Origin of the sequence: Burkholderia cenocepacia, assembly GCF_900446215.1 — a bacterium.
Taxonomy (GTDB): domain Bacteria; phylum Pseudomonadota; class Gammaproteobacteria; order Burkholderiales; family Burkholderiaceae; genus Burkholderia; species Burkholderia cenocepacia.
Genome location: NZ_UAQZ01000007.1, coordinates 84,232 through 100,413, shown reverse-complemented (window position 1 = coordinate 100,413; position 16,182 = coordinate 84,232). Strand labels below are relative to the sequence as shown.

The following is a 16,182-nucleotide window of genomic DNA, read 5'->3' as shown; positions in this document are numbered from 1 at the left end:
GCGTGTGCGCCCGAGGCGACTGGTAATGGGTAAGCCGGCCATTGTATTACGGACGTTTGACGACCATTTGACGACGCCGGGAAGCGCGGCCGGCGCGTTTCCCGAAAGCGAAATTCAGTATTGTCCGGCGCGCGCGAATCCGCGCGGCGGCGGGCGCTACACTTTGCGCTTCGCCGAACGACCAACCAAGGGGCTCGCGCCATGTATCGCAAAGGCAGTGTGATCGAAATCCAGTTTCCGCCGGAACGCCTCAACGACGCGGCGGGTGATCCGTACTGGATCGACCTGACGCTCGACGAAGCGCGCCGGCTCTACGAACAGCTCGCCGCGCGCTTCGCGACCGACGCGCGCGCCAACCAGCCGCTCGACACGTTCTCGATCGACTGATCGTCGCCGCTGCGCGCCCCTCCGCGCAGCGGCGTGCGGGGCACGCATCCCCACGGCACCACACATCCGGCGCGCGCTGACCGCCGGCACGATCACGCATCGCGTGGCACGAGTGCAGGATTCGACAAGACGCCGGCACCGCTTCGTCCGATACTGGCCGACTTTCCGGTTCTGTCCGGCCGCCTCGCGGCCCGTCACGCATGCTTACCTCGATCGTCGCCGCCGCCTTCGTCGCGCTCTGGTCCACCGGCTTCATCGTTGCCCGGGCAATCAAGCCTTACGCCGACCCGAACCTGTTCCTGCTCGCGCGCTTCGCGGGCACGGCCGCGTTGTTCGGCGTGGTCGCGCTCGTCGCGCGCGCGCCGTGGCCGGCCCGCCGCGAATGGCCGCGCCACCTGATCGCCGGCGCGCTGCTGCAAGGCGTCTATCTCGGCGCGAGCTACTGGGCCGTCGCGCAAGGGTTGAATGCGGGCGTGATGGCGCTGCTTGGCGCGCTGCAGCCGCTCGCCACCGCCGTGCTCGCGGTCCCGCTGTTCAACGAACGCCTGCCCGCGCGCGGCTGGCTCGGCATGGCGCTCGGGCTGGCCGGCGTCGCGCTCGTGCTCGCGCCGAAGGTCACGGGCGGCGTCGCACCGCCGCCGGGCGCCGCGCCGGCGTGGCTCGTCGTCGCCGTGTCGGTCCTCGCGGTCGGGTCGATCACCGCCGGCTCGCTGTACCAGAAAGGCAAGCTCGCGCAGAGCGACCTGCGCACCGCGGTCGCCGTGCAGAATTTCGGCGCGGCGATCGTCGCGGCCGTGTTCGTCCTGCTGCTCCATGAAACCCGCTGGATCGACGCGCCGGCGCTGTGGGTGTCGCTCGTGTGGGGCGTCGTGTTCCTGTCCGGCGGCGCGGTCACGATGCTGATGTGGATGCTGCGGCGCGGCAATGCGGCGCGCGCGACGTCGCTGCTGTTTCTCGCGCCACCGCTGGCCGCGCTGCAGGGTTACGGGCTGTTCGGCGAAACGCTCGCCGCGATCCAGCTCGCCGGCTTCGCGCTCGCGCTGGTGGGCGTCGTGCTCGCGCGGCGCTGACGCCGCCCCCGGGCGCCTGCCCGGCCGCCGTTCGCGCGGCATCCTGCCCCCGCCCGGCGCACCGTGCACCACGGCGATGCGCCGCGTCTCGTCGATGCAACGCAAAACCGCCGGATCGCCGGCCCGGCGCGGCGGCACGCCGCGATTGCGCTTATGATGGGCGCCTTGCATTTCGTTCCGGAACTTCCTTCATGACATCCGCCGATTACGCCAGCCGCCAACGCGCGATCATTGCCGAACTGAACGTCGCCCCGCACTTCGACGCCGAAGCCGAAATCGACCGCCGCATCGATTTCCTCGCGCAGTACCTTCGTTCGACCGGCCTGCGGACCTACGTGCTCGGCATCAGCGGCGGCGTCGATTCGTCGACGGCCGGCCGGCTCGCGCAACTGTCGGTCGAGCGCCTGCGCGCCGACGGCTACGATGCGCGCTTCATCGCGATGCGCTTGCCGAACGGCGTGCAGAACGACGAGGAGGATGCACAGCGCGCGCTGGCGTTCGTGCGCGCGGACGAGGTATTGACGGTCGACGTGAAGCCGGCCGCCGATGCGATGCTCCGTTCGCTGGTCGCCTCCGGCCACGCGTTCGACACCCCGGCGCAACAGGATTTCGTGCACGGCAACATCAAGGCGCGCGAGCGCATGATCGCGCAGTACGCGGTGGCCGGCGCGCGGCGCGGCATCGTGATCGGCACCGATCACGCGGCCGAATCGCTGATGGGGTTCTTCACGAAGTTCGGCGACGGCGGCGCGGACATCCTGCCGCTCGCGGGCCTGAACAAGCGCCGCGTGCGCGGGGTGGCGCGCGCGCTCGGCGGCGAGGAGCTGATCGTGATGAAGGTGCCGACGGCCGACCTCGAGGAACTGCGCCCGCTGCGCCCGGACGAGCACGCGTATGGCGTGACCTACGACGAGATCGACGATTTCCTCGAAGGCAAGCCGGTCGCCGACCGCGTCTACGAAACGGTGCTGCGCTTCTACGACGGCTCGCGCCACAAGCGCGCGCTGCCGTACACGATGTTCGACTGGCCGGCCGCGTAAGCCGGCCCCCGGCTACCGACATACCGCCGCGCGCACCGTCACGGCCGCGCGCGGCACGCTCGGGACGGGCAACGCTACGCGTGCCCGCCCGTCTTCTTCGCCTGCAGTGCACGAATCCGCATCCGCGCGCCCGTATCGCTGACCGTCGCGTCGTACATCGTCGCGAGATCGCGCTTGAGCGCGGTGCGCGAGCCGCCGTCGAGATACACCATGTGCCCCGACGGATAGAACCGTGCGGACAGGTTCTGCCGCACCTTCTGGTCCTCCAGCGGCATCTGCTGCAGATCGATCACGGTCTGGTAGAACGGCGTGACGAAATCGTAGAAGCCGTTCGCCGACAGCACTTTCAGGTCGACGTTCAACGCCATCACCGCGGCGAGGTCGCCGGCCGTGTAGAGGATCACGTTCCCCTGCGCATCGATGCCCTGCTGCGCGCCGGTCGGGTCGATGTGGCTGAAATCCCAGTTCTGGAACGCCTGGTCGTTCAGGTCCGTGAACGCGGAATTCGACGTGAACTTCAGCTGCTCGTTCAGGTAGCTGTTCCACATCGCCGTATAGACGCCCGTCACGGCCGTCATCGTCGGATCGTTGCCGCCCGAATTCGGGTCGATCTTGCCGGCGATACCCGACGAGATCCCGGTCACGCGGCCGTCGTACGAACCGAGCGCGAGCCCCTGCGCATGCAGCAGCGTCGTCAGGAACAGCGAATTGCCGCGCGCGTCGTAGCCGGCGATATTCAGCCCCCACGACTGCAGCGTCGCCGTATCGATGCCCGTGTATTGCGACAGTTTCTGCACGGTGGCCGGGTTCGCATGCGGCACCGCGCGCAGCGCGCTCAGATAGTCGGTGCGCGCGAACTGCGCGACTTCCTCGACGAACGCGCCGAGATCGCTCGGCGGCGGCTTGATGCCGAGTTTCTTGTGATACCACGCATCGGCCGCGGCGGTCGGCAGCGTACCGACCGGGTTGCCGGCCTGCCGGTAATCGAGGATCGACGATTGCAGCGTGACGCCGTTCAGGTCGACGCCGTCCTCGTGCAGCTTGTACGCGAGCACGCAGCTGCGCGCGGTGCCGTACGATTCGCCGAACAGGTATTTCGGCGAATTCCAGCGGTTGTTCTTCGTCAGGTAGCGCTTGATGAACTGCTTCAGCGAATTCGCATCCTGGTCGACGCCCCAGAAGTCGCGGTTCTTGTTCGGCGCGACGGCCGCCGAATAGCCGGTGCCGACCGGGTTGATGAACACCAGGTCGCTGTGGTCGATCATGCTGTCCGGGTTGTCTTCGATCTGGTACGGCGCGGGCGGCGTGAAGCCCGGCATCGACGTCTTGATGCGCTTCGGCGCGAACGAGCCGAGCAGCACGAACACCGACGACGAACCGGGCCCGCCGTTGTAGAAGAACGTCACGGGCCGCGTTTCCTCCTTCGCGCCGTCGGCCGTGAACGCGACGTAGAAAATCTTCGCGGCCGGCTGCGAACTGCTCGGATCGACGGTCACCAGATGGCCGACCGTCGCCGTGTACGCGATGCGTTTCCCGTCGATCAGGATCGTGTGGTGCGTGATCGCGGCCGCCTCGGTCGTGTCGGTCACCGAATCGTCCGGGCCGTTGCCGTACGCGACCGGGTCGAAGAACGGCTGATCGCGGCCGTGGCTCAGCGCGACCGGGTTGATGGTCGGCGGCACGCCATGCGAATTGTGGTCGCCGTGATGCAGCGGATACACGCCGCCGGAAGATGCGGAATCGATGCCCATCGTGCTGCTCCTGGAGGTGAAAAAAGACGCGGGCAGACCACCCGCGTCGAACGGAAAGGCGTGCGCCGGCGCGTCAGCTCGACGGCTTGCGCGCGAGGATCGTGGCGAGCTGCGCGCCGTTCGGGCTGCCGAGGCCCGTGCACGCGTCCCAGCCCGACGCGGCCGCATAGGTGCCGTTCGATCCTTTCGTGATGTCGCGCAGCGCGTCCGGATGCTTGTACAGCACCGGATTGATCCAGCCGGCCGACGCGCCGGCCGCCGCATTGATCCGCGCGATCAGCGCGGCCCACAGCGGCGCGACCGCGCTCGTGCCGCCCATCACCGCGGGCGTGCCGGCCACCGACACTTCGTAGCCCGTCTGCGGCGACGCGTCGCCGGCGACGTCCGGCACGCCGCGCTTCGCGAGCGGCGTGCTGCTGCCGTCGGCGCGCGCGACCTTCAGCCCCTGCTGCCACGCCGGCAGGTCGAACAGCGCACTGACGCCGCCGCCACCCGCGCCGCCGCCCGACGCCTCGTCGTTCCACGTGACCTCGCTCCGAATGCCCTGCCCGGGCAGCGCGTCGAGCTGCGTGCCGCCGCAGCCGAGCACGTACGGGCTCGACGCGGGGAAGTCGACGTGATCGGCGCCATCCTGCAGCCCGTCGCCCGAGCCGCTGTCGCCGGACGCCGCGCAGACGGTGATGCCCTGCGCGGCGGCCGCCTGCAGCACGCGGTTGAACGCGTGTGCGGACTGCGCCTGCCAGATCGCTTCCGGGCCGCCCCAGCTGATCGAGATCACGGACGGCTGGTTCGTCTTGTCGGTCACGGCCGCGTTGACGGCCTGGATGAAGCCTGCGTCGCTGTTCGGCGCGAAGTAGACGGCGATCTTCGCGGCCGGTGCGATCGCGCCGGCGATTTCGATGTCGAGCGCGACTTCGCCGTCCGGGCCGTTCGGCTCGCCGGTCGGCGCATTGCGGCCGGTGCCGACGTTCACGTCGACGAGCTTGGGCGGTGTCGTGATGCCGAGCCCGCGGAAATACTGCTGGATGTCGGCCGCGCGATAGCCGCCGCCGAGCTCGATGATCGCGATGCATTGCCCGGCGCCGTCGCCGGCCGGAAAGTCGTACAGCGACGCAAGCTGGATCGGCGTGAACGTGACGGCCGCCGCGCCGCGCGCCGGCTTGAACGGCGGACGGAAGCGGAAGTGCGGCCGCGCCTGCGGGCGACTGTCGAGGCCGAGCACGGCCGTCACCGCATCGCCGAGCTCGTCGGGCAGCGCGATCGGGCCCGAGCGGCCGCGGTACTGGCCGATCGAACGATGCTCGAAACGCTCGAGCTTCACGCTGAACGCGGTTTCGAACTGCCGGATCGTGCCGGACAGCACGACGACGCTTTCGACCGGATCGACGCGATCGACCGTCAACTGGTGACGTCGCGCGAACGCCTCGGTCTTGCGGATGTCGTCGGGATTGGCGGAGAAACGCTGCGCGAAAGCGTCGCGCGACACCGGTTTTGCGCGGGCGTCGCCGGTGGCGAGCTGGTGAACCAATGCATCGAGTTGCCCTTCTTCCTGCCGCCGCAACATGATCGTGACGTGAATGCGTTCTGCCGGATCGCACTGGCCGAGGCACTTGGACTCGGCCACGATGCGGGGCTCACGGTCGGCTTGAAGATGCCTTGCCATGTTCAGACCCTCCTTGGTACCGCGTTGCACGGAACAGCCAGGAAATCGGACATAGCCTGCGGAAGACGGTTCCGTTCGGTCAGTCGGTTCGCGACAGCGCGTGTGCGACCGCGCGAAGTTAAAGGAAGTTTAGAACAGTCAGACGATTTGCGCGCACGCCCTGCTGCGGCAAGGCATGCGCGCGAAGGCCGGCATTGCGCGCGGCCTGCATCGATCCCTCACGGCGCGCCGCAGGGCCGATCGGCCCGCGCGGCGACCATGCCGCGACGACGCTCAGTCCATCGACAGCCGCAGCGCGAACCCGATCAGCGCCGCGGAAAAGGTCCAGCGCTGCACCGTCTGCGCGAGCGGATGCGCACGCATCCACGCCGCGATGCGCGACGCGCCGAACACGCACGCGAGGTCGAAGCACACACCGGCCGCCACCAGCAGCGCGCCGAGCTCGAACATCTGCCAGACGACCGGCCCGGCCTCGGGCCGCACGAACTGCGGCAGCAGCACCGAGCAGAACAGCAGCGCCTTCGGGTTCAGCAGGTTGGTCAGCAGCCCCTTCACGAACGACTGCCGCAACTCGCCCGCCGCCGCGTCGCCGTCGCCGAGCGCGAACACCGGCGAGCGGAACACCTGGATCGCGACATACGCGAGATAGAGCGCGCCGCCGTAGCGAATCACTTCGTACAGCCACGGCGCGCTACGGATCAGCGCCGCGACGCCGCACGCCGACAGCGTCACGTGCGCGGTGCGCGCGAGCGACAGGCCGGCTGCCGCCGCCATCCCCGGCCGCACGCCGCGGCCGATGCTGGTCTGCAGCACGAGCGCCATGTCGGGCCCCGGCACCGCATAAATGGCCGCCAGCGCGGCGAGATAAATCAACAGCAAATGCGTGGAAATCATGGTCCGCCCCCGTCCTCCAATGACGATATGTTGCCGCTGAAGGAGGAGGGATTATTGGCCATCTTTGGCTGAGGCTTGGCGATTCGTGGTGGAATCCGCCACAATCCCCCTATCAGAACAAGGATTCCGCCAACATGATCGACCTCGACAAAACCGACCGCGCGATCCTCGCTGCGGTGCAACGCGACGGCCGGCTGCCGATCGCACGGCTCGCCGAATCCGTGGGCCTGTCCGAGACGCCTTGCGCCCGGCGCCTCAAACGTCTCGAAAACGACGGCTACATCGAGCGCTATCGTGCGCAGCTGTCACGCCAGGCGCTCGGCTTCGGCGTGGTCGCGTTCGTGCTCGTGCGGTTCGCGACGCACGACCGCAAGGTCGCCGACCGGTTCGAACGGGAAGTGCTCGGCATCGAGCGGATTCTCGCGTGCCACAACGTCGCGGGCACGGCCGATTACCTGCTGCAGGTGGTCGCGCGCGACCTCGACGACTACGGCACGTTCCTGCGCGATTCGCTGCGGATGCTGCCGGGCGTGACGTCGATCGAATCCGCGCTGTCGCTGCGCGAGGTGAAGCACGACGCGGGTTTGCCGGTGCCGTGATGCGCGCCGGGCCGGCCAGCCCGGCCGGCCGCAACGCTCGTTCACATCGCCGGCTGCGCCGGTGTCATGCGACGTCCGGCGCTTGATGCGCGCGCTCGAGATCCTCGAGGAACGCCTCCACGAGCGGATTCCCGCGCCCGTTGCGCGCGACGACCATGTGGAACGTCACGTCGTAGCGCAGTTGCTCCGGATTGAGCGGCGCGAGCAGCCCCTGCGCGACGTACGGCGCCGCGAAATGCTGCGGCAGGTAGCCGAGATGGTGGCCGGACAGGATCAGCAGCGCGACGGCCTCCATGTTGTCGGCGGTCGCGGTCACGCGGTCGGGCGTCGTCGACAGTTGCGCCTCGGGCAGCGGATACGAGCGCCACGCCCATTCGAAGCCCGCGACGTCGGCCGGCGTCAGCGTGCCCGCGCCGTCGAACAGCGGATGGCCGCGGCCGCAATACGCGACCTGACGCTCGATGAACAGCGGCGTGTAATGCAGCGACGGCACGCGGTGCCAGAAATAGCCGACCGCGATCTGGATCTCGTCGCTCAGGAGCTTCTCCTCGAGATCGCCGGGCGCGCGCACCGAAATCGAGAAGCGCACGGCCTCGTCGCGCGTGCGGAACGCGGCGATCGCCTCGGCGATCCGCGCATTCTGGCTCACCGGCGTATGGCCGATCAGGCCGATGTTCAGCGTGCCGACCAGCTGGCGGTCCATGTGCCGCGCGGCCATCCCGAATTCGTCGAGCGCCGCGAGCAGCTTGCGGCTCATCGCGTGGAACCGCTCGCCCTTCGGCGTGAGCCAGAAGCCGCTGCGGCCGCGTTCGCAGAGCCGGTAGCCGAGCCGCGTCTCGAGCGACGACAGTTGCGCGCTGATCGTCGACTGGCCGACGTTCAGCACCGCCTGCGCGGCCGACACGCCGCCCGCGTCCGTGACCGCGAGAAACACGCGGATCAACCGCAGATCGAGGGTCGACAGATTCCCCAGCACGTTCATCCCCTTCCATACATCGATGAAAATCGATGTTTACGTCGATATCTTCGCATTCTTCTTTCCCGGCGGAGCGCGTAAAACTGTGCGCCAAGCCGCGTCGCATGATACGGCAACCCCACACTGGAAGAGACGCCCCCATGAACGACCACACCCATTTCCAGCCGCTCGGCGGCAATGAAATGCCGCGCTGCGGCGGCATCGCGACGATGATGCGCCTGCCGCACGTGGCGAGCGCCGAAGGCCTCGACGCCTGTTTCGTCGGCGTGCCGTTCGACCTCGGCACGTCCAACCGCACCGGCGCGCGCTTCGGCCCGCGCCAGATCCGCACCGAATCCGTGCTGCTGCGCCCGTACAACATGGCCACCCGCGCAGCACCCTTCGATTCGCTGCAGATCGCCGACATCGGCGACGTCGCGATCAATCCGTACAACCTGCACGATTCGATCGCCCGCATCGAGGCCGCGTACGACGCGATTCTCGAGCACGACTGCAAGCCGATCACGCTCGGCGGCGACCATACGATCGCGCTGCCGATCCTGCGCGCGATCCACCGCAAGCACGGCAAGGTTGCATTGATCCACGTCGATGCACACGCCGACGTGAACGATACGATGATGGGTGAAAAGATCGCGCACGGCACGCCGTTCCGTCGCGCGGTCGAGGAAGGCCTGCTGCACGGCGACAAGGTCACGCAGATCGGCCTGCGCGGCACCGGCTACGCGGCCGAGGATTTCGACTGGTGCCGCGAGCAGGGCTTCCGCGTCGTCCAGGCCGAGGAATGCTGGAACAAGTCGCTCGCGCCGCTGATGGAAGAAGTGCGCGCGCGCATCGGCGACGCGCCCGTCTACATCAGCTTCGACATCGACGGCATCGACCCCGCCTACGCGCCGGGCACCGGCACGCCGGAAATCGCGGGCCTCACGGTGCCGCAGGCGCTCGAGATCATCCGCGGCGCGAAGGGGCTGAACATCGTCGGCTGCGATCTCGTCGAAGTCGCGCCGCCGTACGACCCGTTCGGCACCACAGCGCTGCTCGGCGCGAACCTCGCGTACGAGCTGCTGTGCGTGCTGCCGGGCGTCGCGTACCGCGACTGATCCCCGCACCGCCATCTATTCCAAATCAGAGGATTCCAGAGGAGCACACACAAAGATGGGGACTTCCGTCAAGCAACCGAAGCGGGCAGCGCTCGCTTCGTTCGTCGGCACCACGATCGAGTGGTACGACTTCTATAGCTATGCGACCGCCGCCGCCATCGTATTCGGGCCGCTGTTCTTTCCCGGCGAAAACCGCTTCATCAGCCTGCTCGCGTCGTTCGGCTCGTTCGCGGTCGGCTTCTTCGCGCGGCCGCTCGGCGGCGTGCTGTTCGGCTATCTCGGCGACCGCTTCGGCCGCAAGCGGTCGCTGCTCGCAACGTTGATGCTGATGGCCGTGTCGACGGTCGCGATCGGCCTGCTGCCGACCCACGCGCAAGCCGGCGTGGTCGCACCGATCCTGCTCGTGCTGATGCGCGTGCTGCAAGGCATCGCGGTCGGCGGCGAATGGGGCGGCGCGGTACTGCTGGCCGGCGAGCACGCGCCGGAAGGCAAGCGTACGTTCTTCGCGTCGTTCGCGCAGCTCGGCAGCGCGAGCGGCCTGATCCTGTCGATGCTCGCGTTCGGCGCGATCAGCACGCTGTCGAAGGACGACATGATGAGCTGGGGCTGGCGCGTGCCGTTCCTCGCGAGCGCCGTGCTGCTGGTCGTCGGCTTCGTGATCCGCGCGAGCGTGTCCGAGTCGCCCGAGTTCGAGGAAGTCAGGAAGAGCGGCAACACCGCGCGGAACCCGGTGCGCGAAGCGCTCAAATACTGGCCGCTGCTGCTGCTCGCGATCGGCGCGAACGTGTACGGGATCGCCGGCGTGTATTTCAGCAACATCTTCATGATCAGTTATGCGACGCAGTTCCTGTCGCTCGACCGGTCGATGGTGCTGCATTGCATGACGATCGTCGCGGTGCTGCAGTTCGTCGTGCAGCTCGCGGCCGCGTTCCTCGCGCAACGCTTCGGCACCACGCGCGTGCTGCTGATCACCGGCGCCTGGGCGATGATCGTCCCGTTCGTGATGCTGCCGCTCGTGCACCTCGGCACGCCGGTGTCGATCACGGTCGGCGTCGGCCTCGCGACGCTCGCGGAATCGGGCTACTACTCGGTGGTCGCGGGCTTCGTCAGCGGCATCTTCGTCGCACGGATCCGCTATACGGCGATCTCGATCGCGTACCAGGTGTGCGGCGCGCTCGCCGGCGGCCTCACGCCGCTGGTGGCGACCGTCATCGCGCAGAACACCACGCCGCACTGGTGGCCGCTCGCGATCCAGTACGCGAGTGCCGCCGTGCTGTCGTCGCTGTGCGTGTGGCTGATCTCGCGCCGGGTCAGCATCGACGATGCGGGTGCACCCGGCAAGACGGACGAGGTGCTGCCGCGCGGCACGCGCACCGCGTAACGCCTGGCGCATCGCGCAAATGCACGCGTGACGAAAGCGGCCCGCTTCTGCGGGCCGCTTTTTTTTGCCGTCGCGATCGTTGATCGCGACGGTGCCGCACGGTGCTTGCCGCGTGGCTACCGCACCTGATTGCGCAGCGTCTTCGCAGCCGCGACCATGTTCGTCAGCGCCGGAATCACTTCCCCCCACTGACGCGTCTTCAGCCCGCAATCCGGGTTCACCCACAGGCGTTCCGCCGGAATCCGTTCGGCCGCCTTCCTCATCAGGCCGACGATGTGATCCTGCGTCGGGATGTTCGGCGAATGGATGTCGTACACGCCCGGCCCGATTTCGTTCGGATACTTGAAGTCGTCAAATGCATCGAGCAGCTCCATGTCGGAGCGCGACGTCTCGATCGTGATCACATCCGCGTCCATGTCGGCGATCGACGCGATGATGTCGTTGAACTCCGAATAGCACATGTGCGTGTGGATCTGCGTATCGTCCTGCACGCCATTCGCGGTGATGCGGAACGACTCGACCGCCCACTTCAGGTATTCGCTCCACTGCGCGCGGCGCAGCGGCAACCCTTCGCGCAGCGCCGCTTCGTCGATCTGGATCACGCGCACGCCGGCCTGCTCGAGATCGAGCACTTCGTCGCGGATCGCCAGCGCAAGCTGGTAGCACGACACCGAGCGCGGCTGGTCGTCGCGCACGAACGACCAGTTCAGGATCGTCACGGGGCCGGTCAGCATCCCCTTCATCGGCTTGTTCGTCAGCGACTGCGCATAGGTGATCCACTCGACCGTCATCGCCTTCGGGCGGCTGATGTCGCCGAACAGGATCGGCGGCTTCACGCAGCGCGAACCGTACGACTGCACCCAGCCGAACTGGCTGAACGCGTAGCCGTCGAGTTGTTCGCCGAAGTATTCGACCATGTCGTTGCGCTCGGCTTCGCCGTGCACGAGCACGTCGAGCTCGAGCGATTCCTGTTCGCGGACGCTGCGTTCGATCTCGGCCTGCATCGCCGTGCGATAGCCGGCTTCGTCCAGCGTGCCGGCCTTGAACCGGCTGCGCGCCTGGCGGATTTCGGCGGTCTGCGGGAACGAGCCGATCGTCGTCGTCGGGAACGCCGGCAGGTTCAGGCGCGCCGACTGCTTCGACGCACGCTGCGCATACGGGCTCGCGCGGTTGCCGAGCCGCGCGTCGATGCGGGCGATCGCGGCCTTCACCGCCGGATTGTTCACGCGCGGCGAGCGGCGGCGCGACTCGATCGCGGCGGCATTCGCGGCGAGCGCGTCGGCCACCGTGTCGCGGCCTTCGTTCAGGGCGGTCGCGAGTACCTTCAGCTCGTCGAGCTTCTGCAGCGCGAACGCGAGCCATGAGCGGATTTCCGCGTCGAGCTTCGCCTCGTTCGCGAGATCGACCGGTACGTGCAGCAGCGAGCACGACGGCGCAAGCCACAGCCGGTCGCCCAGTTGCTTCGCGAGCGGCTCGAGCCAGTCGAGCGTCGCGTTCAGGTCCGTCTTCCAGATGTTGCGGCCGTTGATCGCGCCGATCGACAGCACGCGTTCGGGCGGCAGCTCACGCACCAGCGCGTCGACTTCGTCGCGTGCGTTGATCGCGTCGATATGCAGGCCGTCGACCGGCAGCGACGCCGCGAGCGTCAGGTTGTCCTGAAGCTGGCCGAAATACGTGGCGAGCAGCAGATTGATGCGGCGCGTTTCGAGCGCCGCATACGCGGTGCGGAATGCCTGGCGCCATTCGGCATCGAGCTCGGTGACGAGAATCGGCTCGTCGATCTGCACCCATTCGACGCCCTGCGCGGTCAGCGTGTCGAGCAGCGCGCCGTACACGGGCAGCAGCTTCGGCAACAGCGCGAGGCGATCGGAATCGTCCTTCGCCTTGCCGAGCCACAGGTACGTGACGGGGCCCAGAATCACCGGCTTCGCATTCACGCCCTGCGCGTTCGCTTCGGCCAGTTGCTGCAGCAGACGCGACGGATCGAGCGAGAAGTTCGTGTCCGCATGGAACTCCGGCACGATGTAGTGATAGTTCGTGTCGAACCACTTCGTCATTTCGCCGGCCGCGACCCCGCCGCAGCACGCGGCATGCGCCTCCGCCGACTGCGCCGACCGGCCGCGCGCGACGCGGAAAGCGTTGTCGAGCGCATCGCCGTGGAAATCCTGCACGCGCTTCGGCAGGTTGCCGAGCGTGAAGCTCATGTCGAGCACCTGGTCATAGAACGCGAAATCGCCGATCGGCGCGAGATCGAGGTCACGCTGGTCGTGCCAGTGGCGCCGGCGCAGTTCGGCGCCGAGCGCCTTCAGTTCGTCGCGCGACGATTCGCCCTTCCAGTAGCGTTCGAGACCGAACTTGAGTTCGCGCTTCGCGCCGATGCGCGGAAAACCGAGGTTGTGTGTCGTGACCATGAGGCTGCCGTCCAGAGAAAAATGAAGATCCGGCAGCCATCATAGGGATTTCAAACCATGAAATAAAATGGCATTATTTCATTCATCCATTAACATTCTTCATGTATTCGTCGGGTGTGCGCAAGCCATGCTGGAACGATTCCATCTCGTCGTCATTCGTGAAGTCGAGCGCCAGGGCTCGCTGACCGCGGCGGCCCATGCGCTGCACCTCACGCAGTCGGCCCTCAGTCATACCGTCAGGAAAATCGAGCAGCAGCTCGGCACGCCGATCTGGGACCGCGAAGGCCGCGGCCTGCGGCTCACGCAGGGCGGGCAGTATCTGCTGAAGCTGGCGAACCGGCTGCTGCCGCAGTTCGAGCTCGCCGAGGAACGGATGAAGCAGTACGCGAAGGGCGAGCGCGGCACGCTGCGTATCGGGATGGAGTGCCATCCGTGCTACCAGTGGCTGCTGAAAGTCGTGTCGCCGTACCTGTCGCGCTGGCCCGACGTCGACGTGGACGTGAAGCAGCGCTTCCAGTTCGGCGGCATCGGCGCGCTGTTCGGTTACGACATCGACGTGCTCGTGACACCCGATCCGCTGAACAAGCCGGGGCTGCGCTTCGATCCCGTGTTCGACTACGAACAGGTGCTGGTGGTCGCGGATTCGCACCGGTTCGCGAATGCCGACTACGTGACGCCCGAGCAACTGACCGACGAGATCCTGATCACGTACCCGGTCGAAACCGACCGGCTCGACATCTACAACCAGTTCCTGACGCCGGCCGGCATCGTGCCGAGGCGGCACAAGTCGATCGAGACGACCGACATCATGCTGCAGATGGCCGCGAGCGGACGCGGCGTGGCCGCGCTGCCGCGGTGGCTCGCCGACGAGTATGCGGACCGGATGCCGGTCGTGCCGGTCAAGCTCGGCAAGAACGGCATCGCGAAGCAGATCTTCCTCGGCATCCGCGAAGCGGATGCCGCGATCGACTATCTGGCCGCGTTCGTCGCGCTGGCGCGCGAATCGACGTGGAACGCGCCGCGCATGCTGCGCTAGGCGCGCCCGCCTGGCCCGTGCGTCAGGCGGCGCGAACGCCGGTGCCGGTGCGTTCGCCGCGTTCGACCCACGCACCGAACAGCAGGCCGATCGTCGTCCACATGATCACCTGCATGCCGATGGCCGCCACGCGGAACTTCCACAGCAAGGCCGCCGGGAAATCGGCCGGCAACTCGCTGACCGACGGCAGCCCGATCTGCACGGCCGCGATGATCGCGATGAACACGAGCCCGGCGACGATCGACGCGTTCCACTGCCCGAGCTTCGCCACCAGATGGCGGCGCACGCTGACCGAGAACACCATCGTCGCGATCGAGATCGCGATCATCAGGAAGAACAGGCCCGTGCGATAACCGATCGTGTCGGGGTCGCCGACCGACGGCGGATTGGCCGGGTACTTGAGGTTCGGCACGATCACGAGCGCGACGAACGCCGCCAGCGCGAGCCAGGCGGCCAGCGGCCGTGCCGGCAGGCGGCTGCCGCGTCCGTACGCATACGCGAAGACCAGCGAGAACAGCCCGCCGAATGCCGCGCCGTAGGTCACGACGCCCGTCAGTAGCCCGAGGCCGGCCTGCGTGTGGCGGCTGACCAGTTCCGGCTCCGGTGCCTCGCCTTGGGCGGCGGCGGTTTTCTCTTCGAGGGCGATCGCCTGATCGACCTGCGGTTCGCCGACGACTTTCGCGAAACCGAACGTGAGGAGGCCCGCGGCGATGCCTGCGAGCATCCCGCGCATGAGCAGCTTTCCGACCATCTTTTACTCCGCGTCAGTGGCAGGGAAAGCCGAGCAGATGGCGGCCGTCGTGGACGAATTCGTGGACATACATGCCCGGCACGAGCGACGTCGCGCCCTGTTCCGCACCGACGAAATACAGGGCGAGCAGCAGGATCAGGCCGACGAACACGGCCCACGGCAACAGCTCACGGACGGGGATGGGTGCCGGCACGACCGCCGGCTTCAGCACTGCTTCGCTCATGGATGCACCTCAGGGGAATCGCGCCCCGACAAATGATGGATGGGTACGAAGGCAGGTCTGGCTTCCGGGATCATCGATTCCCCGGTTACAGTGGCGCGACCGCGCCGGAATTGCACCGGCTTCCGCGCTTCGTATCGGGCGAATTGTACGCGCGAACGTTCGCGTATTGAAGCGACGACAGATGGGCAAGCGCGCCCCGCTCCGGATCATCCGACCACCGACATGAACCTGCATGCCTCGCTGCGCCTGATCGCGCACGCCTCGACCCGCGCGATGCGCACCGGCACGTTTCCCGACGACGATCCGCTCGACGCGCGCGGGCTTGCCGAAGCCGCCGCGCTGCACGGCCGGTGGACGGCCATCGCCGGCTCGCTCGTGCTGTGCAGCCCGGCACGCTGCGCAACGCAGACCGCCGACGCACTCGGGCTGCACGCCGACATCGACGACGCGCTGCGCGACATCGACTACGGCGACTGGCGAGGCAAGCGGCTGCACGATCTCGCACGCGATCTGCCTGACGAACTTGCCACGTGGATCGGCACGCCGTCCGCGTCGCCGCATCGCGGCGAATCGTTCGACGCCGCCGCACGTCGGGTCGGCACGTGGTTCGACGGGTTGCCGCGCGAGCGCGACGTCATCGCGATCACGCATGCGCCGATCGTCCGCGCGGCCATCGCGCATGTGCTGCGGATGGACCACGCCGCGGCCGCGCGTCTCGACGTTGCGCCGCTGTCGTGCACGACGTTCGTAGCGTCGCCGGCCGGCTGGACGTTGGCGGCGACGGATGATGAGCAGCGCGATACCGGCGCGTAAGCCGCTGTCGTGTTCACTATGTGAGTGATCGACGCGACTCGCTGCCTCGCATGCCGCCACTCGCCTTACATCCCCGTAAGACACACCGTT

The 16,182-nt window shown here is 67.7% G+C and carries 15 protein-coding genes and 1 riboswitch; of the genes, 8 read left to right on the top strand and 7 right to left on the bottom strand.

All coding sequences use genetic code 11. The features are described 5' to 3' along the window. Positions 1-201: 201 nt before the first annotated feature. From DTA15_RS14475 to nadE, 3 genes are all read left to right on the top strand, one after another. The gene (locus DTA15_RS14475; protein WP_006480515.1) at positions 202-387 is read left to right on the top strand and encodes a hypothetical protein; all 186 of its coding nucleotides are present in this window, start codon (positions 202-204) and stop codon (positions 385-387) included. A gap of 200 nt (positions 388-587) precedes the next feature. Next, on the top strand, positions 588-1,457 hold the full coding sequence (locus tag DTA15_RS14470) for a DMT family transporter (RefSeq protein ID WP_006491114.1): 870 nt from the start codon (positions 588-590) through the stop codon (positions 1,455-1,457). Positions 1,458-1,648: 191 nt separating this feature from the next. Then, on the top strand, positions 1,649-2,497 hold the full coding sequence (nadE, locus tag DTA15_RS14465; protein WP_006483847.1) for an NAD(+) synthase: 849 nt from the start codon (positions 1,649-1,651) through the stop codon (positions 2,495-2,497). Between the two features lie 74 nt (positions 2,498-2,571). On the opposite strand, the gene DTA15_RS14460 is transcribed toward nadE, so the two are convergent. The 3 genes from DTA15_RS14460 to DTA15_RS14450 all read right to left on the bottom strand — a co-directional run bounded on the left by DTA15_RS14460 (position 2,572) and on the right by DTA15_RS14450 (position 6,805). Then, positions 2,572-4,248, bottom strand: a complete 1,677-nt coding sequence (locus tag DTA15_RS14460) for a S10 family peptidase (protein WP_006483848.1) — start codon at positions 4,246-4,248, stop codon at positions 2,572-2,574. Positions 4,249-4,321: 73 nt separating this feature from the next. Next, positions 4,322-5,911 (bottom strand): S53 family peptidase, encoded by a 1,590-nt coding sequence (locus DTA15_RS14455; protein ID WP_006493562.1) that lies wholly within the window; start codon positions 5,909-5,911, stop codon positions 4,322-4,324. A gap of 273 nt (positions 5,912-6,184) precedes the next feature. Beyond that, a complete protein-coding gene (locus DTA15_RS14450; RefSeq protein ID WP_006488495.1) occupies positions 6,185-6,805 on the bottom strand; it encodes a LysE family translocator in 621 nt (206 codons plus the stop codon). Between the two features lie 134 nt (positions 6,806-6,939). Here DTA15_RS14450 and DTA15_RS14445 point away from each other — a divergent pair, with 134 nt between their 5' ends. After that, the gene (locus DTA15_RS14445; protein WP_006488501.1) at positions 6,940-7,404 is read left to right on the top strand and encodes an Lrp/AsnC family transcriptional regulator; all 465 of its coding nucleotides are present in this window, start codon (positions 6,940-6,942) and stop codon (positions 7,402-7,404) included. A gap of 64 nt (positions 7,405-7,468) precedes the next feature. Here the strand turns inward: DTA15_RS14445 and DTA15_RS14440 are convergent, their stop codons facing one another. Next, positions 7,469-8,380 (bottom strand): LysR family transcriptional regulator, encoded by a 912-nt coding sequence (locus DTA15_RS14440; protein WP_012493564.1) that lies wholly within the window; start codon positions 8,378-8,380, stop codon positions 7,469-7,471. 140 nt (positions 8,381-8,520) lie between these two features. Here DTA15_RS14440 and speB point away from each other — a divergent pair, with 140 nt between their 5' ends. Together speB and DTA15_RS14430 are read left to right on the top strand one after the other, a co-directional pair. Beyond that, positions 8,521-9,477, top strand: coding sequence for an agmatinase (speB, locus tag DTA15_RS14435; RefSeq protein WP_006488491.1), 957 nt, complete (start codon positions 8,521-8,523; stop codon positions 9,475-9,477). Between the two features lie 55 nt (positions 9,478-9,532). Further along, the gene (locus tag DTA15_RS14430) at positions 9,533-10,858 is read left to right on the top strand and encodes an MFS transporter (RefSeq protein WP_006495119.1); all 1,326 of its coding nucleotides are present in this window, start codon (positions 9,533-9,535) and stop codon (positions 10,856-10,858) included. Between the two features lie 116 nt (positions 10,859-10,974). Here DTA15_RS14430 and metE read toward each other — a convergent pair whose 3' ends face one another. Next, the gene (metE, locus tag DTA15_RS14425) at positions 10,975-13,269 is read right to left on the bottom strand and encodes a 5-methyltetrahydropteroyltriglutamate--homocysteine S-methyltransferase (RefSeq protein ID WP_006488503.1); all 2,295 of its coding nucleotides are present in this window, start codon (positions 13,267-13,269) and stop codon (positions 10,975-10,977) included. A gap of 127 nt (positions 13,270-13,396) precedes the next feature. Between metE and DTA15_RS14420 the strand changes: the two genes are divergently transcribed. Further along, entirely contained in the window at positions 13,397-14,305 is a 909-nt protein-coding gene (locus DTA15_RS14420) for a LysR family transcriptional regulator (protein ID WP_012493566.1), read from the top strand. 22 nt (positions 14,306-14,327) lie between these two features. Here DTA15_RS14420 and DTA15_RS14415 read toward each other — a convergent pair whose 3' ends face one another. After that, a complete protein-coding gene (locus DTA15_RS14415) occupies positions 14,328-15,056 on the bottom strand; it encodes a CbtA family protein (protein ID WP_006488493.1) in 729 nt (242 codons plus the stop codon). Positions 15,057-15,069: 13 nt separating this feature from the next. Further along, positions 15,070-15,279: a CbtB domain-containing protein gene (locus DTA15_RS14410; protein ID WP_006488502.1), complete on the bottom strand. Its 210-nt coding sequence runs from the start codon at positions 15,277-15,279 to the stop codon at positions 15,070-15,072. A gap of 33 nt (positions 15,280-15,312) precedes the next feature. Beyond that, positions 15,313-15,451: riboswitch (cobalamin riboswitch) on the bottom strand. 50 nt (positions 15,452-15,501) lie between these two features. Between DTA15_RS14410 and DTA15_RS14405 the strand changes: the two genes are divergently transcribed. Then, positions 15,502-16,092 carry a histidine phosphatase family protein gene (locus DTA15_RS14405; protein WP_012493567.1) on the top strand — a complete coding sequence of 197 codons (591 nt, stop codon included), beginning with the start codon at positions 15,502-15,504 and terminating at the stop codon, positions 16,090-16,092. The last annotated feature ends 90 nt before the right edge of the window (positions 16,093-16,182 follow it).